23 protein-coding genes are annotated in these 23854 nt (G+C 43.4%); 17 read left to right on the forward strand and 6 right to left on the reverse strand.

From position 1 onward, the window contains the following. Positions 1-22 precede the first annotated feature (22 nt). Entirely contained in the window at positions 23-898 is an 876-nt protein-coding gene (locus tag L4D09_RS09340; protein ID WP_428457230.1) for a LysR substrate-binding domain-containing protein, read from the reverse strand. A gap of 103 nt (positions 899-1001) precedes the next feature. Here L4D09_RS09340 and L4D09_RS09345 point away from each other — a divergent pair, with 103 nt between their 5' ends. The 4 genes from L4D09_RS09345 to L4D09_RS09360 all read left to right on the forward strand — a co-directional run bounded on the left by L4D09_RS09345 (position 1002) and on the right by L4D09_RS09360 (position 3571). Further along, entirely contained in the window at positions 1002-1310 is a 309-nt protein-coding gene (locus L4D09_RS09345) for a putative quinol monooxygenase (RefSeq protein WP_428457231.1), read from the forward strand. Further along, complete coding sequence (locus tag L4D09_RS09350) at positions 1307-2305, forward strand: Gfo/Idh/MocA family protein (RefSeq protein WP_428457232.1); 999 nt, start codon at positions 1307-1309, stop codon at positions 2303-2305. Before L4D09_RS09345 ends, L4D09_RS09350 begins: the two co-directional genes overlap by 4 nt. Positions 2306-2467: 162 nt before the next feature. Then, positions 2468-3064: a glutathione S-transferase family protein gene (locus tag L4D09_RS09355; protein WP_428457233.1), complete on the forward strand. Its 597-nt coding sequence runs from the start codon at positions 2468-2470 to the stop codon at positions 3062-3064. Positions 3065-3151: 87 nt separating this feature from the next. Continuing rightward, positions 3152-3571: a GNAT family N-acetyltransferase gene (locus L4D09_RS09360; RefSeq protein ID WP_428457234.1), complete on the forward strand. Its 420-nt coding sequence runs from the start codon at positions 3152-3154 to the stop codon at positions 3569-3571. A gap of 114 nt (positions 3572-3685) precedes the next feature. Here L4D09_RS09360 and L4D09_RS09365 read toward each other — a convergent pair whose 3' ends face one another. Beyond that, complete coding sequence (locus tag L4D09_RS09365) at positions 3686-5389, reverse strand: exonuclease/endonuclease/phosphatase family protein (protein WP_428457235.1); 1704 nt, start codon at positions 5387-5389, stop codon at positions 3686-3688. A gap of 362 nt (positions 5390-5751) precedes the next feature. On the opposite strand from L4D09_RS09365, the gene L4D09_RS09370 reads away from it, so the two are divergent. After that, the gene (locus L4D09_RS09370) at positions 5752-6063 is read left to right on the forward strand and encodes a hypothetical protein (protein ID WP_428457236.1); all 312 of its coding nucleotides are present in this window, start codon (positions 5752-5754) and stop codon (positions 6061-6063) included. Positions 6064-6573: 510 nt separating this feature from the next. Then, positions 6574-6879, forward strand: coding sequence for a hypothetical protein (locus L4D09_RS09375; protein ID WP_428457237.1), 306 nt, complete (start codon positions 6574-6576; stop codon positions 6877-6879). Positions 6880-6903: 24 nt separating this feature from the next. On the opposite strand, the gene L4D09_RS09380 is transcribed toward L4D09_RS09375, so the two are convergent. Beyond that, positions 6904-7818 (reverse strand): LysR family transcriptional regulator, encoded by a 915-nt coding sequence (locus L4D09_RS09380; RefSeq protein ID WP_428457238.1) that lies wholly within the window; start codon positions 7816-7818, stop codon positions 6904-6906. A 193-nt stretch (positions 7819-8011) separates the two neighbouring features. Between L4D09_RS09380 and L4D09_RS09385 the strand changes: the two genes are divergently transcribed. Continuing rightward, positions 8012-8407, forward strand: a complete 396-nt coding sequence (locus tag L4D09_RS09385; RefSeq protein ID WP_428457239.1) for a DoxX family protein — start codon at positions 8012-8014, stop codon at positions 8405-8407. Positions 8408-8498: 91 nt separating this feature from the next. Here the strand turns inward: L4D09_RS09385 and L4D09_RS09390 are convergent, their stop codons facing one another. Beyond that, positions 8499-8930 (reverse strand): VOC family protein, encoded by a 432-nt coding sequence (locus L4D09_RS09390; RefSeq protein WP_428457240.1) that lies wholly within the window; start codon positions 8928-8930, stop codon positions 8499-8501. 792 nt (positions 8931-9722) lie between these two features. Beyond that, on the reverse strand, positions 9723-10607 hold the full coding sequence (locus L4D09_RS09395; protein ID WP_428457241.1) for a LysR family transcriptional regulator: 885 nt from the start codon (positions 10605-10607) through the stop codon (positions 9723-9725). Positions 10608-10760: 153 nt separating this feature from the next. Between L4D09_RS09395 and L4D09_RS09400 the strand changes: the two genes are divergently transcribed. From L4D09_RS09400 to L4D09_RS09430, 7 genes are all read left to right on the forward strand, one after another. Then, positions 10761-11153 carry a RidA family protein gene (locus tag L4D09_RS09400; protein WP_428457242.1) on the forward strand — a complete coding sequence of 131 codons (393 nt, stop codon included), beginning with the start codon at positions 10761-10763 and terminating at the stop codon, positions 11151-11153. Positions 11154-11213: 60 nt separating this feature from the next. Continuing rightward, positions 11214-12662 carry an aldehyde dehydrogenase family protein gene (locus L4D09_RS09405; protein WP_428457243.1) on the forward strand — a complete coding sequence of 483 codons (1449 nt, stop codon included), beginning with the start codon at positions 11214-11216 and terminating at the stop codon, positions 12660-12662. A 9-nt stretch (positions 12663-12671) separates the two neighbouring features. Then, complete coding sequence (locus L4D09_RS09410; protein WP_428457244.1) at positions 12672-13661, forward strand: membrane dipeptidase; 990 nt, start codon at positions 12672-12674, stop codon at positions 13659-13661. A gap of 97 nt (positions 13662-13758) precedes the next feature. Next, a complete protein-coding gene (locus tag L4D09_RS09415; protein ID WP_428457245.1) occupies positions 13759-15333 on the forward strand; it encodes a BCCT family transporter in 1575 nt (524 codons plus the stop codon). 127 nt (positions 15334-15460) lie between these two features. Continuing rightward, positions 15461-17161 carry a hypothetical protein gene (locus tag L4D09_RS09420; RefSeq protein WP_428457246.1) on the forward strand — a complete coding sequence of 567 codons (1701 nt, stop codon included), beginning with the start codon at positions 15461-15463 and terminating at the stop codon, positions 17159-17161. Continuing rightward, entirely contained in the window at positions 17158-17895 is a 738-nt protein-coding gene (locus L4D09_RS09425; protein WP_428457247.1) for a DUF3726 domain-containing protein, read from the forward strand. The genes L4D09_RS09420 and L4D09_RS09425 overlap by 4 nt, the downstream gene beginning before the upstream one ends. Positions 17896-18165: 270 nt before the next feature. After that, entirely contained in the window at positions 18166-19104 is a 939-nt protein-coding gene (locus L4D09_RS09430; RefSeq protein WP_428457248.1) for a universal stress protein, read from the forward strand. A gap of 98 nt (positions 19105-19202) precedes the next feature. Here the strand turns inward: L4D09_RS09430 and L4D09_RS09435 are convergent, their stop codons facing one another. Then, positions 19203-20180, reverse strand: a complete 978-nt coding sequence (locus tag L4D09_RS09435) for a zinc-dependent alcohol dehydrogenase family protein (RefSeq protein WP_428457249.1) — start codon at positions 20178-20180, stop codon at positions 19203-19205. Positions 20181-20341: 161 nt separating this feature from the next. Between L4D09_RS09435 and L4D09_RS09440 the strand changes: the two genes are divergently transcribed. The 3 genes from L4D09_RS09440 to melR all read left to right on the forward strand — a co-directional run. Then, positions 20342-21229: a LysR family transcriptional regulator gene (locus tag L4D09_RS09440; protein WP_428457250.1), complete on the forward strand. Its 888-nt coding sequence runs from the start codon at positions 20342-20344 to the stop codon at positions 21227-21229. A gap of 155 nt (positions 21230-21384) precedes the next feature. Next, on the forward strand, positions 21385-22845 hold the full coding sequence (locus L4D09_RS09445) for an acyloxyacyl hydrolase (RefSeq protein ID WP_428457251.1): 1461 nt from the start codon (positions 21385-21387) through the stop codon (positions 22843-22845). Between the two features lie 259 nt (positions 22846-23104). Beyond that, positions 23105-23854 (forward strand): transcriptional regulator MelR (gene melR / locus L4D09_RS09450; protein WP_428457252.1); only part of this gene is annotated, 750 nt, incomplete at its 3' end.

Consider the following 23854-nt stretch of genomic DNA (forward strand, 5'->3'; position numbering starts at 1 on the left):
TCAGTAAATGTGTTATCGCGCCTTACAAGAGTGATTGGACAAGGTACTCAATAAACGTCCTTGTTTTTAAGGGTTGAGCTTTCCCTTTATAAAGCAGATGAACTGGACGTGCGACAGGGCGGTCCTCGTGAAGGATCTCAACTAATCGCCCGTCATTGATTTCGTCTTTGATAAGAACTTCTGGCTGCAAGATGATCCCCGCGTCTTGAAGAGCGGCTTCTTTTAGTGCCTGCCCACTGTTTGAGCTGAGCCTTGATAGCTGTCGGCTGAATGCCGGAGTATCGATCCGGAGCGCTAGGTTTGGTTGAATATCACCATAACTAAAGCCAAGGCAATCATATTGGGTTAGTACTTCAAGCGATGAGGGTACACCATGCTGGTCTAGATAATGAGGTGTCGCGCAAAATAAGCTGTCGTAGCTATCAATGTGTTTGGCAATTAAAGTGGAATCTTCGAGATCGCCAATACGGATGATCAAATCAACCTGCTCATCGAGAGGATCGATACGCTGATTATCAAGCGTCAACTCGATATTGATATCGGGATATTGCTGAAGGAATTTTGCCACGATAGGGGCTATGACCAAGCTGCCATAGGTAACCGGTGAGTTAATTCTGATCAGCCCACGCGGTGCGTTGGTGATGGCTTGTAGGCTGTTTTCGGCCTCTGTTATCTCTGCCAGTATGCGCAGGCATTCGCGGAAATACATATCACCCGCTTCGGTCAGTGATTGCCTACGGGTTGTTCGGTTTAATAATTTGATCCCGAGGTAGGTTTCTAGCGACTTGATATGCTTGCCAACCATTGTCGATGTTATCGAATAGTGTGCAGCAGACTTGGCAAGGCTGCCCCGTTGCACAACATCGACGAATACTTGCATGCTTTTTAGCTTATCCATATTGCAAACTATAAGTTGATAAATAACCAAGCATATCGTTGTTTATCAATCTTAGCTTGTCAATTAAATTGGATTGATTCTATTAAAGAAAGGCATTGCGACCATGTTTGAACCGGGTTTATTTATTACTGCAGAGATCAAAGTAAAACCTGACGTTGATTTGGAAATGGCTAAACAAGCGATAGCCGAGTTTTGTTGTGGAATGAATAGCGAATCTGGTTGTTCATTGGCGCTAGCGCACCAAGATATGAGCGATCCTCGCCGTTTTATTTTATGGGAACGCTATGATGATCAGGCGGCATTCCAACGGCATTTTAGTGCCGAGCATACTCAGCATTTTATTGGCCTAGGCATTACAGACTTGGTGCAGGCGTTTGAAACCGACTTAATGAGCGTGGGAGAAGAGAAATGAGTCAATCACTAAAGTGGGGTATTTTAGGGACGAGCTTTATTTCAGGCGTTATGGCTGATGCCATTAAGCAAGAACAGCAAACTCAACTCTATGCTGTTGCGGGTCGCAGTGACGCGCCAAGAGAAGCTTTTGCCGAGCTATATGATATTGCTGTTATTTACGATAACTATGATGCTTTAATAGCCGATGAACAGGTCGATATTGTTTATATTGCGTTGCCCAATCACCTACACCATGAATATGTGGTGAAAGCTGCAAATGCTGGCAAAGCCATCCTATGTGAAAAATCATTGTCGATAGATATGGCTAAGACGGAAGAAGCCCTAGCTGCTGTTGAACACAACAAGGTGTTTTTTGCTGAAGGTTTAATGTACCTCAATCACCCGTTTACCGCTGAAATTATCAAAACAATCCAATCGGGAGCTATTGGTGAACTACGTGCGATCAATGGCCAGTATACGGCTGCGATTTCTCAATTCGTTAACCCTGACAGCAAGGGCGCTTTGTACAATTTGGGTTGTTACCCTGCATCATTGATGCACCTCGTTATGCAGCAGTGTGGTAGTGATCAAGCATTTCCCCATTATGAACTATCCGCCATGGGGCGGAGAGGTGCTGATGGCAATATCTGTGAGTCGGTGGCAAATATTCGCTTCTCTAACGGAGTGATGGGTCAACTGCACACTGCTGAGGACTACGGACTGCATGCGGAGTTTACGGTATTAGGCTCTACGGGAAGTTTACAAGTTGTCACTAATCCATGGTTGCCTGATGTTCACAACCAGCTTGTGATCACCGAATACGAACAGCCTTCCAAAACAATAACAATTAACGCCGATGGCAATGGCTTTCTCTATCAGGTTCGAGCCATCAGAGAAGCTATTGAGCAAGGGAGCAAAACCCTTGAGCGTCCAGCCGCCACGGCAGAAGATTCATGGCAGATCATGAAGCTTTTGACTGATTGGGAAGCAGAGGTGGAAAAATATTTAGCCTAAATTACCAGATTCGGTATGGGTGATTTAAAGGGAGCATATGCTCCCTTTATTATTGTTAAATGATTTTTTCGTTCTCACTTAGGTATTAGTTCGCTAGGATGAATTTAAATTGAGTCAGTGGAGTGATTCGATTAAATATAACCCGTCAATGGAGGACGAATAATGAAAGTCTATGGCGATATTCAGTCTGGCAACTGCTACAAGATTAAGTTAATACTTGAATTACTGGGCTTAGATTACAACTGGCATCACATTAATATTCTCGATGGCGAAAGTCATACCGATGAATTTTTGCAGATGAATCCGAATGGAAAAATCCCAACACTTGAGCTGGATGATGGGCGCTGCTTAGCTGAGTCGAACGCTATTCTCTGTTATCTTGCCGAAAGTACCCTGCTATTACCGCAAGATAATTACCAGAAAGCAAAAGTAATGGAGTGGCTGTTCTTCGAGCAATATAGTCATGAACCTTATATTGCGGTTGCCCGCTTCATTGCAAAATATTTAGGCATGCCTGAAGAACGCAAAGCTGAATATCAGGCATTACAAGAAGGCGGCAACAAAGCCCTCTCGGTGATGGAAAAGCAACTCCAACAAACCCCATACTTGGCTGGTGAAAGTTTGACTATTGCTGATATTTCTCTATATGCCTACACCCATGTCGCCCATGAAGGTGGGTTCTCGCTAGAGCGCTACCCTGCCATTACACGATGGACTCAATATATCATTAGCCATCCTCGTTATGTCGGCATGATGTAATAATTGTTTGTTACCCTCGATGAACTCGTATTATTTAGCCTCTTAATAATAGAGGCTTTCTATGATTAGCTTTTGGGGGGAATGAAAATGGAAGTACAGCTATTATCTTCAGATGAAGAATTGGGTGTTATTGCATTGGTATTGCAGCAGCTACGACCACAATATGATCTTGATAGTTTAATATCACAAATAAAATCACAGCAAAAAGCGGGCTACCAAATTGTTTATGTAGTCGAGGACGCAAAAGTGCTTTGTGTTGCTGGTTTTGTCACAGGGCAAAAACTGTCTTGGGGCAAGTATATGTATATTGATGACTTAGTGACAGCCGAGGAGTACCGTTCAAAAGGTGCTGGGCAATTGTTGATTGACTGGTTTAAAGACTATGCTCATTTAAATCAATTGGATCAAATTCACCTTGATTCAGGCGTCCATCGCTTTGGTGCTCACAAGTTCTATTTAAAAGAAGATTTTGTTATCGCCAGCCATCATTTTACTTATGCTTTTTAGTGAAAATGGATATTGCTAAAGATAGGGTAAATGAAAGAGATATTAATGTTCGAATTCTTTACCTAACCTATAGTCAATTGATAAGAAAGCCACCATTATGGTGGCTTTATTTATTCAAAATTGACTTTTCCGTCTGAATAACCCGAGGCTAAGCAGGGAGAATAGAGCAACAATACCCGTTGAACCACCTGACTCTTCATCAGGTTCTTCTGATTCTTCTGGTGGGTCGTCATATGTCATTGAGGTGAGTACCCAACGGTGGTCACTCGGCCATATGTTTGCAGTGTATGGTACTTCGACATGATCATTCTCGAATGGATAGGCTGGGTTGTCATCGGGCTGACCACCAATCACATAGGATTCTTTAATCTGCATTGGGTTTGATTCAGAGTTGCGGTAGTAAATAAAGTCAATACGGTGAGCATCAGCGACACCATAGTTTCCCCAGGTGACACCAGGATAATTAATCTCAGCGGTAAGCCCATTATTTAGTCCGGCGTTCCTGCGCTGCCGTGCTTCATCATAGGTATCAACATAACCCAGCTCTCTTAGCATAATGTTAGACATAGGCATGGAAGGGATAGACAGCGGTATTCTCTGCTCTGCTAGTGGCTTGTGTGCCTCGTGATCTGCCGCTTTTTCTGTATAGTCGTTATGACTTGGTTCGTTGTAGTCACCAACAAAGAATGCAGGAATTGCATTACCAACTGCGTTAGAGTCCGCAATGATATTGTCGTTGCCTGTTCCCCAGTTCGCTTCTGCGGCTGTGACAATTTCTTCTTCTGTCCAACCTTTGTGTGCCGTGTAAGGAACGTAGTGATTAGACCAATCTTCGTGCAGGCCTAAATGCACTTCGCCGAAGTAGAATGGTTTACCGTTCGGTAGGATTATTTCACAACCTTGCGCATGCTCTATACTGACTTCAAGGCGAGTAACAATACGTTCGTTCTTACAGCTTGACCACTCCTCACCGGTTGCTTTCTCTAATTCGGTTTCAATCCACTCAGGATCTAAGCCTACAACTTCTGTGTGCATGTACTCTTGCATACCGATAACATCGGCATCGAGCTCTACAAAAGTGCGGATAACCTGACCACCACGGCCCATATGAAGGCCTTGCCAGCTATCATCATCCCAGCCGTATAAGTCTGTCCGCCATACGTTCGCCGCGACTACGCGTAGTTCGTTATCAGCTTTCTCTGGTAGCCGATCAACATAAAGTTGCGTGTTAAGTTCATAGCGAATTTGATACTGGTCTGACGCTAAACCTGAGAACCGATATCCATCTTGGCTAATCTCAAGACTCATCGTGCCATCGGTAACTGATTCAATAGTGTCACCTTCACCTAGCCCTGTGTAGGTGATGGTGATTGTACTCATAACGTCGCTAGCAGCTGCGGGGGCTAGATCTGGGGAATAGTTATTACTGATCCCTGCAATTCGCTTTGGTAATCCGTCGACATGAACAGTGATCGTTGGCTCTTCATGGACTTCAAGTTCTAAGCGTTCGCAATACTTAGTTTCGTAGTCATAATCGATCATGCAGTCGATATACCATTTGCCAGGGGAGATGTTATCGAACTTAACTTGGCCCTCTTTTGTTGTGAGATAGTGCCAACCGTGATTGCCATCAGTTGGCTCAGTGCCTTCTTTGTAGATACCAACCCACTCGGTACCAATGTTCTCATCAGCAACCGCTGAATAGTTAACAACAACACCTTCAGATGGCCAGATGTGATCGTCTTCTAATGTAAGAACGGTAGCATTAACTGAAGTGGCTACAAATATCCCCAGCGGGCTTAGTGCTAGATGTTTCAAAGTAATCTCCTTTTTAAAAGTAAAAGAGTACTTTCACATTGTTGCGGTTATTCATGACAGGTGTTAAGAAAAACTTATGGTACTTAATAGGTTGGTTATTTATATAGTTGTTTGTTTGCTATTAATGTAGTGAATGATTTTAATGTTGAAACTGTCATGCACAACAAAAAGATTTCTAGCATTAATTTACTCAAACATCATTTATCGATTTTACTATTTAAATAGTGCGTCGAACTTTTAAATGCTATTGCTTCTGAATTCTAGGATAAGTTGTTCTGATTTACTCGCTATGATCAATCTTCGGCTGAGCTTATATTTACCTCATAGAAAACAAGCATCTAAACCTTTATGAGGAAATTGAAATGAACGCGAAACTAAGCGCTGCACTGGTTACTTTATTAGCAACTTTTAATGTAAATGCGTCACTTAACATGACAGCGGTACCATCTAACCATGGCACTTGGGTTAAAGTGACTGAAAGTCATTCACCTGTTGCTGGCGCGGAGATCGTAACAAATTCTCCGATAAAAGAAGCGTTGTTTACTGATGAGAACGGAAGAGTTTTCATTCAAAAGAATACCCACTGGGCAAACTCATTACGGGTAACAGCAACGACACCGAACGGTGAGGAAGTAACTAAGTTAGTGTATGTTCCTCGCTCAAGTGAAAGATAAGCGTTGCTTTATTGGCTGAGAATGCGCTCTATGAAAGGGCGTATTTGCGTTTGGCTTCTTTTCTGAGGAGCTGAATATATTTTAGACATCATATATTTTAGATACTATATTATTCCTCCCTTACATCTGCACGTTACTTACCTGCTTCAGTATATGCCATTCCAAGCTCAGATCGTTAAAGAATAAAGTCACTAAAAATATCTTCTAGTAGTTGGTCATAAATTCATTTTATTGGTTTGATTTTGCTATGCGTACTATCGAGATTGGCGATTAAGCCATTCGCGTGATCCAATATGCGGGTAAACCGAATTATTACTTAATATATTTCTTTATTTTTTGGTGTTTGTAGTGGAAAAATTTAATCGTTAAACAGTAAGGCCTATATTTGAATGTTATTGCTGTTGAATTCTAGGATGAGTTGTTCTGATTTACTCGCTATGATTGAACGTGGATTAAAATTATATTTACCTCATAGAAAACAAGCATCTAAATCTTAATGAGGGAAATGATATGAACGCAAAACTGAGTGCTGCACTGGTGATTTTATTGGCAAGCTTTAATGCAAATGCGTCACTTAAAATGACGGCGATGCCATCTAACCATGGCACATGGGTAAAAATTACAGAAGATAGCTCTCCTGTTATCGGAGCAGAGGTGCTAACGAATGCACCTATAAAAGAAGAGTTGGTGACGGATGATAACGGCCGAGTATTTATTCGAAATAGTGCTAACCGTTCTAGCTCACTGCGCGTCACTGCGATTACTCCTTCAGGTGAGCAAGTTTCAAAGCACGTTTACGTCTCACGTGAAAAGTAAGCTTTTTTATAAGCAGTAATGCGCCTATACAAGGGCGCATTTTGCTTTTTGGCTTTGTTCCCAAAGGTGCTGTATATGTTTGATACACCATGTTTTGGCTTGCCCCATTTCAGCGCGGTGCCAAGCAACCACAATATCAACTTCGCGAGCAATACCTAGCTCGAGTAGGTTTTTCTGTTCTAAGTCTTGTTGAATTAATGAGCGAGGAACAGTGCCTATACCAATTCCCGCTTTAATTGCTTTAATTTTGTCATCCATGGTACTTACCGTATAAACGGATTGATCCGAGAGAATATTTTTCGTTAATTTGGGGCTAGTATGTGCAGAGTCCGACACTGCAATAACACGGTAGCGTTGTCTGATATTTTCTTTGAGAGGTTCAGGCTCATCAATAATGGGACTATAGGGTGATGATACCCAAATCATTTCGACTTTTCCTAGAAAGGTTGTTTTGATTTCATTGGGCAAAGTATCGGGACGTGACGAGACTAAAATATCAGTTCGCCCAGCACTCAGGGCTTCCCAACCTCCCGTTAGAATTTCTTCTTTGAACGTAAGTTTTGTTTGGCTTAATTGCCCAAAATCTGCCATCAGAGAGAGGAATAAATCAGATCCTATAATACCGTCATAGCTGACGAAGAGGTCACTCTCCCAACCTTGAGCTAATTCTTTAACCTGTTTATACAGCGTGTCAGAGGCATCAAGGATAATTCGACCTTGTTCCACTAGAAGTCGGCCGGCATGAGTAAACGTTGCTCTATGCCCTGAACGGTCAAGAATGAGGACATCAAGATCTTCTTCCAACTTCTGGATTTGGTAACTTAAGGCTGATGTTGAGCGATTTAAATGTTGAGAGGCAGCCGCAAAACTTCCTTCTCTTTCAATGACATCGAGTATTTGAACGGTATCTAACGAGAGGGTTTGTTTAAGCTTATTCACAATCTACTACCACTTTAAAAGTCGTTAAGACCTTAAATTAATCAGTTTATTTTTCAATGCGAATATAGATATAAATTGTATGGAAAGGTTTCACCTAAAAAGTAAAACAAGTTGTCCTGATTTTTGCGTTGTGATTTTGGATTTATGGGGATTAACCTTGCCTAGAAATTTATTCAGTTGTTAAGGAAGTAATATGTTAGACCGAGTTTCCCCGTATGTTCTGTTAGTCTCTCGAATAATGTTGGCGCTTATTTTTATTAAAGCGGGTTGGGGAAAGATTGAAGGTTTTTCTGGAACGCAAGCGTATATGGAAGCGATGGGCGTTCCTGGTGGTATGTTACCGCTCGTGATTTTGTTAGAGCTTGGTGGTGGATTAGCTATTTTGTTTGGTTTCTTAACTCGCTCACTTTCATTGGTTATTGCAGGGTTTTCTGTTGTATCTGCTTTGTTGTTTCATTTCGATTTATCAGACAGTGGGCAAACGATTCACTTGATGAAGAACATTGCTATCGCTGGTGGTTTCAGTGCCTTGCTGGTTGCAGGCCCAGGGAAGCTGAGTGTCGATAAGTACTTAAATAAAGCTTGGTAAAACAGGCTTGCCCCATTAGCAGTTAAATGACACCGAGCCGCTGTATATGTTTAAAACAGTCTAGGCTCGGTTCTATCATAAAGTGATGAGTTTACTCGTATTGATAGTCATTCTTTTCTTCTGGCTGAGTCGATAAATACTCAACGAATTCGAATTGCACGTTATGCTTATCAAGAAAATAGGCATTTTTACGGTGCGGGTGTTCGGCACCTCGGTGATCGATAGGGAACCCAGCTTCTTTCAAGCGTAAAATTAATGCTTCAAGGTCCGGCACGACAATACCTATATGCTTTACTCCGGTCCAATGTCCGGTCCAGTGACCATTCTTTCCTTCTCCACCGCTTTGAATTGCTATATAGCTATTTTCGTCACCGATGTGATACCAGCTCACTGGTTTACCATGCCAATTATCATTAACCCCTTCCCCTCGGATAGACCATTCTGGTAAGGCGGCAAGTAAGAACGTAATGGTACTGTTGGCATCAATAACGGTGATGTTGGCATGTTCGACATAAGTGCTCATAACAATATCCTTTTGGTACTTTACATTATATTTCAATGTAATAAGTGTATTTGTCTTCGGCTTGTTTCTGTCTATACCAAACAGCTTAGTTGTTAAAGTTAACTTTAAGTCAAGGTTTGTTTTTATGTTTGTTATCAGTTTATCGCTTTGTGTTAGAGCGGGGGTAAAGCAATAACTAATTAGGTTGTTGGGGCGGCTTACCGATTAGGCTCGGTAAGCCAATAGTATGGGGGACTGGCTAGCGTGTTAAAGTTTGCTTGAGGCCTTCGATAAGATCATCGGTATTTGTTTTTAGTTTTTGTTACTAATGTATTTTTGTTTGTAATCTGATGATATAGCAAAGAAAATAACCATTAGCGAGACAGCGAATAAACCTGTTGAAAAGAGTAACTTTTCATTGACCAACAGTTCATAACTACTAATTAAAAAGATAAGCGCCATCATTATTAGATTAAAGATATGAACTCGTGGTCTATTCCTTGAAAAAATCGCATAAGCTCTGAACATTACGACATTAACCTATTTTTATTGATGGAATTATCATTCTAGTTGATGTTCCTATCATTGCTAGATAATGCTTCTTACGTATACGCGATATGTTGATGAGTTTGTTGATATGAAGTGTTCTTTCGTTACTTATTTTTATATTTTTCAATAATTTTTATGCAAATAAAAACGATAATGCCTGCAGCAATCAAAATCAAAAGTACTTGATTGGAAATGTCCATAATTAACACCTTGTATTTAATAATAATTGTAGTCTAAAACAATTGCTATCGACGACTAAAAGCACTACTCACCATTGTAAGTTAAATACTCAATACACAGTGAATAGAACGCATTGGCTTGGGGCGAAATGGTGCGATCGGCTAACCGGAAAATACCAATATCCCGTTTAAGTGGCGGATCAATCAGTGGCCGCCATACCAACCTAGTTTCGTTGGTTGGAAACGCCAGCTTGGGCAGGGTTGTGATCCCAATACCAAGTTCAAGTACGGAAAATAGTGACGTTATGTTTTCAACGGAATAGAGGGCTTTTTCACTGATAACACGAGCGGGTGTAGGCTCTAATAACGTGCATGTACCGTTACGAATAAAGGGGTGGGTTAATAGTGCTTCCCACTCAATGCCTTCTTTATATTGAGCTAATGGATTGTCTTGTAAACAAACGACCCCAATAGGATCAGATAGGAGTGGGGTAAAAGTGATGGCCGCATCGTCAAAGTGAGAGCAGTTTCCTAGGGCTAAATCCACTTCACCAGCGAGTAAACGTGCCTCTACACCGGCAGCGTTATCATCAATCAAGCTCACTTCCACCTTAGGGTAGCGCTCACAGAAGGTAGCCAGCACACTGGGGATCAGTTTAGCGGCAACGGAAGGAACACAAGCGATACGTACTTTACCCTGCTGGCCTGCAGCAATGGCTTTAAGATCGTTATCAAGATCATCATAAATAGTTAAAAACTGGGATATTTTCGGGTAACAGGTTTTTCCATACGGGGTAAGCTGGGCTTTGTGACCGGTTTCAAAAAGTGTTTGACCGAGTGTTTTTTCGAGTTCTTTTACCGATGTAGATAAGGCTGCTTGTGAGCGATTTGCCCGTTTCGCCGCTGCGCGAAACCCACCTTCTTCGACCACCATCACAAAATGAATCATTTGCTGAAGCTTAATTCCCATGCTCGTCTCCTTTTGAGCCCTTTAAAAATAATGCCTGAAACGAATTGTTAAATAAAACTTATCAATTGTAAAAAATTAATAGTTAGATATATCATAACCCCTAGTGCATAGTTTAACCAATTCGAAACAAATTCGTTACATGGTGGGCTAGGCGTGAATCTTCAAGACAACAAAAAAGCAGTTAAAACCTCTCTTTTTGCCTCAAAGGCACCCCTTGAGTGGGCGATTACACACAACGGTACGCTTTACACTGCACAAATCCCAATTGACCAGACTGGGGTTGTGGTGGAAGGCGGTATTGAAGCACAAACTCGGCAGACGCTTGATAATTTGGTTCACACTTTAGAGTGTGCTGGTGAATCGCTCGATTCTGTGCTGCAGGTACTGATTTATGTGACCGACCGTGAATACCTCGCGACGGTAAATAAAGTGTACGCTGAATACTTTAATGCCCCTTACCCAAATCGCGCAGCGATGGTTGTTGCAGGGCTAGCACGAGAAGAAATGCTAGTTGAGCTAGTGGTTTACGCCGCTGTTAAGGAATAGACAAGCCTCGCTGTCTCTATCAAATATCGCTAAACGCTGAAGAAAAATAAGGAAGTAACAATGACAATTCAAGCAGAGCAAGCCCTCTATATCGCCGGAGAGTGGCAATCAGGTCAACGTACTATTGCCAACATTAACCCATCTGACATTAGTCAAAATCTGGGTGATTTCGCACAAGCGAGTCAAGCGCAAGTTCAGCAAGCTATCGAGTCTGCAAAATTGGCGCAGCCAGAGTGGGAAAAAGCACCGTTAGAGCGTAAGCAAGCGGTACTACAGGCCATTGGCGATGAGCTTATCGCCCGTTGCGATGAGCTGGGTCGTTTGTTGTCGAGCGAAGAGGGCAAACCCTTTGCTGAAGGTCGTGGTGAAATTTACCGCGCGGGTCAGTTCTTCCAATATTATGCGGCAGAAGTGCTACGCCAGATGGGCGACACTGCGGCATCGGTACGCCCAGGAGTATCGGTTGAAGTAACGCGTGAGGCGGTGGGTACAGTTGCAATTATCTCTCCGTGGAATTTCCCAACAGCAACAGCTGCTTGGAAAATTGCACCAGCATTGGCTTTTGGTAACAGCGTTATTTGGAAACCCGCGAATCTAACACCTGCAAGTGCGGTTGCACTAACAGAAATTATTGCTCGCCAAGGCTTACCTGCAGGTACGTTTAACCTTGTACTGGGTAGTGGTTCTGAAGTGGGTGACACGCTAATTAATTCTAACCAAATTAATGCTGTTAGCTTCACGGGCTCGGTTGATACGGGTCGTAAAGTTGCAGCGGCAACAGCACCGAACTTTGTACGCAGCCAGCTAGAAATGGGCAGCAAGAACGCGTTAATCATTGCGGATGATGCTGATATTCAGATTGCGGTTGAAGCCACGATTGCCGGATCATTCTCGGGAGCTGGTCAGAAGTGTACGGCATCATCGCGTTTGGTGGTTATGGATGGCATTCATGACGCTTATGTAGAAGCACTTATTAAGCGCATGAGTGAGCTAAAAGTGGGTCACGCTTTAGAAGATGGCGTATTCATGGGGCCAGTGGTTGATAGCAAGCAACTAGAGTCTAACTTCTCATGGATTGAAAAAGCGCGTGAAAATGGTGCTGACCTCGCCTTTGGTGGTGAACGCCTGAGCCTTCAGCATGAAGGTTACTACATGTCACCGACGCTATTCCTTAATACGCAAAATAGCTGGGCCGTGAACCAAGAAGAAGTCTTCGCCCCAATGGCATGCGTGATTAAAGTGTCTGATCTTGATGAAGCGATTGCGACAGCAAATGACACGCGATTCGGTCTGACTGGCGGCATCATTACGCAGAGCTTACGCAGCAGTGCACTGTTTAAACAGCAAGCTCAAACAGGTTGTGTGATGGTGAACCTTCCAACTGCGGGTACTGATTACCACGTACCGTTTGGTGGACGTAAAGAGTCAAGTTTTGGCCCTCGAGAGCAAGGCCAATATGCGAAAGAATTCTACACAGTCGTGAAAACGGCGTACCAGCGTCCTTACTAAGGAGTGCCTATGTACCAGCAGCAAATAATTATAGATGGCTTACAGTATTGCAACTGGAATCGTGAGTACTTCCAAACCCTAAAAGCCAGCGGGATCACCGCAGTGCATGCGACCTTGGTGTATCACGAGAACACGCGAGAAACGTTAACTCGCTTCGCAGAATGGAACACATTGTTTGAGCAAAATGCTGATTTGATCATGCCAGTGTTATCGATGGCTGATGTTGAAATTGCAAAAGCTCAGGGCAAAGTTGGTGTCTTTTTCGGAGCACAAAACTGTTCACCGATTGAAGATGAAATTGGAATGGTTGAGGTAATGCGCCGTCAGGGGCTGCTGATCATGCAATTGACCTATAATAATCAAAGCTTGCTGGCGACAGGTTGCTACGAGCAGAACGACAATGGTATTACGCGTTTTGGTAAGCAGGTTATTGATGAGATGAACCGAGTAGGCATGATCATCGATATGTCGCACAGTGCGGAACGCTCGACGCTGGAAGCTATCGAGTTGTCTGCAAGGCCAATTTGTATTAGCCACGCGAACCCAACATTTGCCCATGATGCATTACGTAATAAATCGGATCAGGTGATTAAAGCGTTAGCAGCACGTGGTGGGCTACTGGGGTTCAGCTTGTATCCGTTCCATTTACCGAATGGAAGCCAATGTTCACTCGATGATTTTTGTCAGATGATTGCTCGTACAGCAGATATGGTAGGTGTAGAACACTTAGGTATCGGGAGCGATTTGTGCCTAAATCAACCGCAATCGGTATTGGAGTGGATGCGTAATGGCCGTTGGTCTAAAGCAATGGACTATGGTGAAGGCTCAGCTGGCAATGCTGGCTGGCCTGATGCACTACCGTGGTTCTGTGGTAGCCGGGGGATGGAAAATATCTATGACGGATTGACCAAAACTGGGTTTAGTGAAGCAGAAAGTGCTCAGGTACTCGGTGGTAACTGGTTTAACTTCCTGCAACGCGGTTTACAGCCAGCAGAATAGCACCGCACACAACACCGGCCTGCCACTCTAATTATTTCATGCAGGCCGTTATTTTATTTTTTGCCCAGACAAATCCACTAACCGCTGGAGACATTACATGTCTGACACTATTAATACGATAAAAGCAGAGTCTTTAAACACACAAGAAAAAAACGAAGAAACGTTAATTGATAAGCTAGGGGTCCGTAACCCTGTGCTATGGCTTAGTGGCGGCTTTCTCGCGATGTTTGTCACCTTGGCTCTTTATGATAATGCACTCTTATCATCAGTCGTAAACACGGGTTTTTCATGGGCAGTCACGTACTTTGGCCCATATTGGCAAGTGTTACTGCTTATGACTTTTTTGATTAGCCTTGCTTTAGCCGTTGGCCGAACTGGCCATGTCAGATTAGGCAATTTGGATAAGCCTGAAATAGATGGTTTCCGCTGGATTGCCATCATGCTTTGTACTTTACTTGCTGGCGGTGGTGTTTTTTGGGCGGCCGCTGAACCCATTGCACACTACGTTAGTAACCCACCGTTTTACGGTGAAGCTATAACACCATGGCAAAAAGCGATAAACGCGCTATCACAATCATTTATGCACTGGGGATTTTTGGCTTGGGCGATAACGGGGAGCTTAACCTCAATCGTTTTAATGCACTTGCATTATGACAAGGGCCTCCCGCTGAAGCCTCGTACTTTGCTTTATCCGCTATTAGGCGAAAGAGCTTTGAAAGGCGGTATTGGTGCAACCATTGATGCGTGTTGCATTATCGCTGTGGCTGCCGGCACGATTGGTCCGATAGGGTTCCTCGGTTTACAAATCAGTTTTGCACTTAATTTATTATTTGAGATTCCTGACGGTTTTACCACTCAGCTAATCATTATCTTGTTTGCGATTGCTATCTATACCATCTCGGCATTGAGTGGCCTTAATCGCGGTATTCAGATTTTAAGTCGCTGGAATATTATTTTAGCGGTTGGGTTGATGGCTTATATCTTGTTGGTTGGTCCGACTGGGTTTGTGATCAATGGATACCTGCAAGGTGTCGGTACCATGATTGATAACTTTATTCCGATGGCAACTTATCGTGGTGATGAGGGTTGGTTAAGCTGGTGGACGGTATTCTTCTGGGGCTGGTTCCTTGGTTACGGTCCGATGATGGCTATCTTCATCTCCCGTATATCGCGCGGTCGTACTATTCGCCAGTTAGTGATGACGCACAGTGTAATGGCGCCATTGATCACGTGCTTTTGGTTCACCATTGTCGGTGGTACTGGCGTGGCATTCGAAATTGCAGAGCCAGGCTCAGTGAGTAAAGCTTTTGAAGGGTTTAACTTCCCTGGTGCGCTACTCGCAATTACTCAACAGCTGCCGTTTCCACTGATTGTGTCAATTCTATTCCTTATTTTGACCACGATATTTATCGTAACAACTGGTGACTCAATGACTTATACCATTAGTGTGGTGATAAGTGGTGAAACAGAGCCGAATGCGTTCATTCGTACTTTCTGGGGCGTCATGATGGGGCTTACTGCACTTATCTTGATCTCACTAGGCTCAGGTGGCGTATCAGCCTTGCAATCCTTCATTGTGATAACGGCTGTTCCAGTGTCACTTATTTTACTGCCATCATTGTGGGATGCACCGAAAATCGCAATGAAAATGGCGAAAGAGCAAGGGTTATAGACCTTCACACATTACGTGAGAATAGCAATTGAGAGTAAGGCATCGATTATAAGATGAAAAATGTCGGGCGGTAGTTGGCCGCCCTAACCTTAACCTGAAACATAATAATAAATTGGTGGTGAGCAATATGGATGCACATCGTTCCTTGAAATTTGATAATACCCTACGTCAACCAGAAGTAGTCATGGCACCAGATAGGCTGGGTGCCATGCACCAGAACAGGATTAGTTTTGTCCGTTACCTGATGCGCCAAATGGCGCAGAAAAATTGGCAAGTGAGCCAGAATGAATGGCAAATTTCGTCAAAAGGTTTTGGTCATGCCACTTATCGACTTCAAACACCGACCAATCTGTACCACTTGGTGGTGTTCTGCGATGAAATTAGCGATGAAGAACGCAATGATCGCGTAATTGCCGAAAAGTGGGATGTTACTTTTGCCCTTGTTGAGGGAGAGGTTGATGAGCTTTTGTTAGAAACGTTGCGTGCAAACGTGCCGCTACAAGAAGCGGGACGTAATCCCAATAGCGCATTGGTTTTGGCAAGAGCAAATAAAAGTGTGCGAGTGTTTGAGCACCTTGTATCAAGTTTGGCGAACGGTGAGCAACCAGAACCAGAACAGCTAGCTGAAGTCGGTTATATTCTACGTACCACTGCGGTTTATGGTAACGGTAAATTTGGTATTGCAGACTTCAAATTGCTCGAGAAAAACCCTGATTTCCATCAGTCATTCAGTGCGCAGATGTGTGCTGTGTACCTGCTACGAGAGTTCAGCCTTGATTGGGTGGATTACCTTGCGAAGCAACGTGGTGGTGAGAAGGCTGTCACTTTGCACCGTTCACTGCAACGTTATTTGGGGGTAGGAAATGCGACAGGGTTAGGTATGGCACCTTACCTTATCAACCACCCGTGTATTGTTGACCAATGGATGACAACGCGAGAACAAGCTCTATCGGCAATATTAGACTGCCCGTTCGATACTGAAAAAGTACCTTACCTAACGCAGTTGCTCCAGCAGGGTATTACCCACTTAACGCAAGTTGTTACCGTAAATGCAAATCAACAAGTATTAAATAATCAAGCGGTTATCGAGTTGAGTACATTTGTTGACGCGATAACTGTACTTCCTGTTGAAGCAACACCAAATTGGCACGCTGTTATTGCGAAATCGCAGGCGTTGGGATTAGAAGCGCAAGAAATTATTCTATCTTGTGTCATGGAGCTGTACCCAGAAATTGCTGACTCCTACGAAGACAAGATGAACTGCGATGAGACACTCTCACTGACCAGCGGTAAAAAAGTACACGACTTAAGGGCGGTACTTGAAGATAAATATCGCTGGGCAATTGATGCGGATTTCCAATTGCCTGAAAATAATTACTGGTTTTGGTATCGGTCACAAGATAAAGAAGAACCGCGTTTAGGTGTGCGCGGGGAAGAAGCAGGCGAAGACCGTGAGTTGCCGCTTGATGTTGGCCGCCAGGTTTACCGTTTATATAGCGCGTTGTTGCAAAGCGAACCTCAACAAACGTTGGCTGAATTCTTATTGGTGAACCCGCAGTTTCGAGCCATAGCAAGAAGAGCATGGACATTAGGCAATAAAGTGATGGGTGACATTCAAATGAATGTTTTGCGCCAAGACGCTCTACCCATGCATTTGCTACGCTGTAAGTTAGCAATATTTGGTGCGACCAAATTTGACCCGCGCTCAGATCGTTGGGTACAGGTAACCTTTTTTCAAGGCGCCCCATTATTGGATGAAATTCATGATGGAGAGTGGTTGTTCCCAATCCTGCCGTCAGCTGAAGAACTTGCAGGAGAAGCAAAATGATTGTCTCGCATAACGAACTTGTCGCGGCGGTAAATAAGGCTTTCCTTGGGTTACGACGATGCTGCGGTGAAGCGGATGTGGTTGCTAATATGGTGGCTGACTTGCAAATGGTTGGCTTAAATGGCGTTGGCCATTTTAATAAGGCATTGGCATTTTTAGGTAATGAAAAAGATGTCCCTGTGACGATTACACAACCTAAACTCGGGCATCTAATCGTTGACTTGCAAGGTGGTAGCCTAGCGTGCCATCTGCCAAATATTATTGATTATGCCGTTGAATTGTTGGTAGAGACCAAGCCATTAACGATTACGATACGTAACTGCCATAATCGTTGGTTGGCGTACAGTGAATTGGTAAAACTATCGGCAAAAGGACTGGCGTGTAAAGCGCAGTGGTCAAATGGCTCAGACTCAAAACAAACCCTATATATATTGAATAAAGGGTGTATCTACCCAGAACTTTTTCAATCGACAAATATACAGGCTGATAGTCAAGCTTCCCATGACATGACCATTGAATTGGCGGTTACTAATTTTGCGTTACCCGCTTTAACCTCAGCAGGGATCGTTCATTTTGATGCATCAACACTGCGTGAAACCCAAGACTTTTCTTGGAAAAATGGCATCGCAGTTGATGATGCTGAGTGGAAAAAGTTAAAACAAGCAGCAACGGTTTTCTTGGTCGAGAATAGTGAAGTCTCTTCCAAGGGGGCGGGTGAGCTAATGGTTGAATAACGTGTATTTTGTCGTGTGATGGAATAAGAAATAAGCCGAAACCCTTTGAGCCAATGAACGGGAGCTCAGAGGGTTTTTTTATCAATTTAATTAACGGATGACGTCGATTATCGTGTACCTCCTTAACGAAGGCGACGCCGAAAAAGTGAGCCAGAGCGACGGAGATCAATATACATCTATGGTAACTAGCGTATATTTTAGATATGCATTCCTGAATTGTTTCTTCAAGCAAATCGCTAGCACTTAAATAAAGTGTCGTTAGGAGGGAGTATGAACTTAAGTCGGCTATTAATACCTATTGCACCCGAGCAAACTATAAATCAACTATTCCACCAAGCGTTTAAGTCTGCCAATCAACGCTCATCTCATGTGACATTGTTAACCGTTATTGAAGAGTTAGCCGAATTAAAAGAGGTAGCTCATTACTCCAGTAAGACACTTGATGCGCTTAACCGTGCAACGACAGCTTATCAAGACACACTGAAGCAACATGTACAGTCGCTTAGTAAGCAATATCCCAATATTCAGTTCCATACTCATATTCGCATCGGCATCCCATTCATTGAGATACTCAAAGAAGCCAAAGATTCTAATGCGAGCATGATTGTTATTGATTCACATCGAGAAGAAAAAGATAAGGCCTGCCAACGAGGCAGCAGTACGTTGAATTTAATGCGTAAGTCTGAAGTGCCAATTTGGTCTTTAAGCCTTGATTCTACAAATGTGAACCATATTGTGGCTGCCATTGACCTTACAAATCAAGATGATGACGAGTTTAATGCGCGTATTGTTGCCTTAGGCATTGAATTTTGCTCTGTCGCTGGCGCTGAATTGACGCTATGTCATGCTTGGCGGCTTGAATCGGAAGGGTTTCTTCGTAAATGGAATGGGTATGATGACCTTGATATTGCATTATTGTCAGAAAAAATGCGAAGTGAGCGTATAGAACGTCTTAATTCTTTGCTGATGCACCATGCCAGTAGCCCTATTGTTCAGCACGTGAAACTATTAGAGGGTGAACCTCGAGATATTCTACCGAGTTATATTGCTGATAACGGTATCGATTTAGTGATTCTTGGGTCACTTTCTAGGACGGGAGTTGCAGGGTTTTTGATGGGGAATACAGCAGAGTCAATGGTGAATAAACTCAATTGCTCAGTCCTTACGCTCAAGCCTGATTCGTTCAAATCACCAGTATTTGGGCGCTAATAGCAATTGCGAGAAAGGCCATTTTTATTTGATGGTGAAAAATAGAATAAAGCCAGTATTCAGTCAATACTGGCTTTATTCGTTGAACAACAAATAGATTAAACTGTAAGTACCACTTTACCTACTGCATTGCCTGACTGAAGACGCTGGTGGCCTTGTGTTACTTCCCAGATGCTGAAGTTTGACACATCAACTAATGGTTTGATTTTTCCTGCGTCTACCAACTCAGCAATGCGGGTTAATATCTCACCATGGGCTTGACGGTTAATGCCGTATACCATCGGAATTGGCATCAATACACTGTGGAAGCTCAAGCCTTTCAATGCGACTTGCAACACATCGTTAATAGGTAGAATAGTGGCCACTGAACCGTTATAACGCGCCGCTTCAAAGCTCTTTTGGATGTGATCGCCTGCGATGGTATCCAATACTGCATCAAAGCCAACATTGTCAGTATGCAGCTCAACATATTCAGCGACGCTGTGAACCTCTGAGTTCACGATATGATCTGCACCAAGTGTTTGAGCTGTTTCATAGTTGTTCGAACGTGTTGTCGCCGTTACGACTGCACCTAGGCTCTTAGCAAGCTGAATAGCAATATGGCCAACACCGCCTGTGGCACCGTGGATCAGGACATTATCGTGCGCTTTTACCTGCATTTTATCGACTAACGCTTCCCATGCCGTAATTGAAACTAGCGGTAGGGCTGCCGCTTCACGCATAGATAATGATTTCGGTTTCTGTGCCATTAAATCAGCATCAACCAACATGAATTCAGCTAACGCACCATCCATACCTGCAATACCACCGGCACAGCCATAGACCTCATCACCCACTTTAAATTGGCTTACGCCTTCGCCAACTTCAGAGATAATACCCGCGACATCACCATGTAGAATTTCAGGCAAGTTGGCTGACCAAGGCGTATCGACTGAGCGCAGCATGGTATCTAGCGGGTTAACACTGGTGGCTTTTACTTCAACAACAAGGTGGCCTGCTTTAATCTGTGGCTTAGCACGCTCTTCTTGTTCGAATACATCGGCATCACCTAATGATTTAATGATCATTGCTTTCATGTTCTTTACCTCTCAACTTTGGATGCAGCAATATTATTATTTGCCTACATCGCAATCCATGCGGAAAAAGGAAACTCACTTTTGCGTTTTAGGCAATGCACGGCAATACTGTGTCAATTAACGTTCATTCTAGACAGTCAGTTAGTCTTGCAAGGTAAATCATGATTAAACGCTTACAGTATTTTAATACGGTTATCGAGAGCCGTAGTATCTCTGAAACAAGCCGCATTTTTGATGTGCAGCCCTCGTCGATATCCCGACAGATTGCGGCTCTTGAGCAAGAGTTAGGAGTGCGCCTGATAAACCGTAATACGCGTAATATATCGCCGACAGAAGCGGGGAAAATGTTCTATAGCTATTCTCAGCAGATCGTTGCTAGCTTAGATGAAGCCAAGCGTGTGATTAATGATTTACAAGAACAGCCTAAAGGTAAGCTGGTTGTTAGTGCGACTGTTGGTTATGGCGAGTCGGTTATCCTGCCGCACATTGCTGAGTTTACGCTGCTGTATCCAGATGTTGAACTCAAGATAGAGCTGTCGGAGCGGGTTGTTGATCTGATCGAAGAGAATATCGATGTGGCGATCCGCAGTGGAGAGCTGGCCGACTCCACACTGGTTGCTCGTAAGCTACAAGACAATAACTTTATTTTATGCGCGAGTCCCGCGTACTTAAGCCAAAACGGTATGCCTGACACACCAGATGCATTACAAACCCATCATTGTATTCGTTATGGCTATGTTGGGTGGAACAATTGGTATCTTACCGCTGGCAACCTAACACGAGTGGAAATAGGTCGCGGTTTGGAAATAAATACTGTGAATGGGCAAAAGCAATTGTTACTGAATCATAGCGGCATCGCCTTATTGCCCCGCTGGGCCGTTGATGCTGAATTGAAATCTGGCGCGCTTGTACAGGTATTGGCTGAATATGTGTTCAGCCCACAGCCAACGAATACCGCAACGTATGCCATTTATTTAAAGCGAGAGCTGGTATCACCCAAAATACGGGTATTTCTTGATTTTTTAGCAGAGAAGTTGACGGTGAAATAATTTTTTTGTGTTAAGCATCATATTTATTAATAAGTGTAACCGTATCTTACATTTATTAATATCCGTTAACTATACTAGAAGTGAAAGATATTAACTATCTGATATAAAGCAACAATTTTTTGCGCGTAGTATTGGTTGAAAAAGGTAAAGCGGTTATGAATCACAAGGTCAGTTCTTTGGGAGCGACAAGTAAAAAAAAGGCGTTGTTGCCTCTTCTATGTTTTTTATGCGCACCGTCACTCTTGAGCGCATCGAATTTAGCGTTAGCAGAAGAAGAAAACGAAGCGGCCCTTTTCGAGCAACCCTTAACGTTTACTCCCGATCAACCAATCACGTTTACTCCCGAGCAACCAAACCGGTATACGACGAATAGTACATGGGAAAATACGCCGCGCCCGCTTTCTGTGTATGACTCCCCCTATTCTGTTTCATTATTTTCAGCTGATAATGGCGAAGATAAAGAACGCCTGTGGTCGCAAACTAAGTCGATATTTTGGTATGGCGTGGGTGTTGCCGGTTTCATCGCCCTACTGCCTGAGGATATTTCCAACTGGGATAAGAGTGACGATCGCTTAATTGAAAAGTGGTGGGATAACGTTCGTCAAGGTCCGGTTTGGGATAGAGATGTTTGGTACATCAACTATATTGGACACCCATATTTTGGTGGGGTGTATTATCAAATTGCCCGTAAATCGGGTTATCGTCAGTGGGATGCATTCGTCTACTCCTTTTTGATGTCGACCTTCTATTGGGAATACGGTGTAGAAGCATTTGCTGAAGTACCTGCGATACAAGACTTGGTGGTAACGCCAGTTCTGGGTTGGGTTTACGGTGAATGGGCATTTAATAAAGAACGTGAAATTATCCAACGCGGCGGAACCGTTTGGGGATCTTCGGCGGTGGGTGATACGGCACTATTTTTTCTTGATCCAGTAGACAGTATCGGCCGAGGCATCAACCATATGATGGGGCGAGATGTGATTAAGGCGGGTACGGGGTATATCGGCTTAAGTGAGAGGACATTAGCCAACGGTGATGTGGATACTCAGGTGAAATTCAACCTGAGTTATAGCTTCGGTGAAGGTGATACTAGCCCTGCCATGGCCCGCCGTTATACTTACACGACAATGATGACGACCACTGATCCGGTAGATTACAGCATTGTCGGGATCACCGCTGGTGCCCGTTACCTCAACCTTGATAAGGCATGGGGCGTGGAAAATGCGTGGGCGCCAAGTATGTCATTGGGGCTTTACTTTACGCCGAGTTTTTCAGCTCGTTTAAGTTACGCCCGTATTGATACCGATAGCCTTGAGACCGGTGAGCGTGTGACATATGAAAATTACAGCCTTGATGCTCAATATTACTTCCTAAGCAAAAATAATCTACGTCCTTATGTCAGCGCGGGTATTGGTGAAACCTTATTAGATCTAGATCGCGATACCACGACCTTTCAAGTTAACGGTGGGGTAGGGTTACATTATCAATTTCATGATAACTGGGCGCTACAAGTTGATTGGACACACTATTACAGTGGCAAGCTATCGTCTTATGATCATTTAATGTCTAGTCAGTTGGTTTATCGCTTCGGCAGTGGCGAGCGGAACTGGCGTTAACAAAATAGATTGATGCTATTGAGAAAATTAATTCAATATACGACCTAGAATGAAAACGTTATAAATATAGCGTTGTTCAACGGCATAAATCGTATCCTTAAGCTTCTTTTGCCACCACATCTGTGGTGGCTTTTTTATTTTTAATTATTTCAGTTTGTTCCGCTTAGCCTCACATATTGTTGTGCTGCTCTTATCTCATAGGAGAAAGTTATCGTATATTCCTTATGGGACTAACTTTTATGCATTGAACGGGAGAATAATGGCGATCTTTTATAATGAAAACCCGCAAGATACATCTGATTCAGGTGCGGTTGGCCCGCTTAGTTTATTTACCTCTGATGAATATGTGCATATTGAGTTGCGTAGGCCCCATCGCATGCCGTGTTATCATTGGCATGGTCAAATTGAAGTGAATATCCCATTTGGCGGGGACGTGAACTATCAGATTAATGACCAACCATTCACCATTAAAAATGGCCATATTGGTTTATTTTGGGCGACAACCCCGCATAAATTGCTTGAGCCTGGGCTTGCAACCAATATGGGTATATTGAATATCCCTATCCACTACTTTTTGGCATGGCCGTTAGCGCAGACACTCATTAATCAAATCACCCATGGCGTTGTGGTTCAGTCGGTGCAACCGCATTTAGTTACAGAGCAGCAAATAGCACTGTGGATGGAAGAAAGTAAGAGTGATGATATTGGCTTTCGCCAATTGGCCGCCGATGAGATGTCGTTAATGCTTAAACGACTATCTTTAACGGGATGGGAACAGTTGACTTCAACTATGGACTGTAAGCAAAGCGTTAAAGGTCTATCCAAGCACTCCCAGTTCCATGTTCAAAAAATACTTGAGTATATTGCCTGTAACCACGATTCGTCTTTGACCGTGAAAGCGATTGCCGAACATGTCGGTTTGCATACTAACTACGCGATGAACTTATTTCAGAGTGTAATGAAAATGACAATAAAAGAGTACATTACATCCATGCGGATCAATCATGCC

Source organism: Photobacterium makurazakiensis (genome assembly GCF_050336715.1).
Classification (GTDB): Bacteria; Pseudomonadota; Gammaproteobacteria; order Enterobacterales; family Vibrionaceae; genus Photobacterium; species Photobacterium makurazakiensis.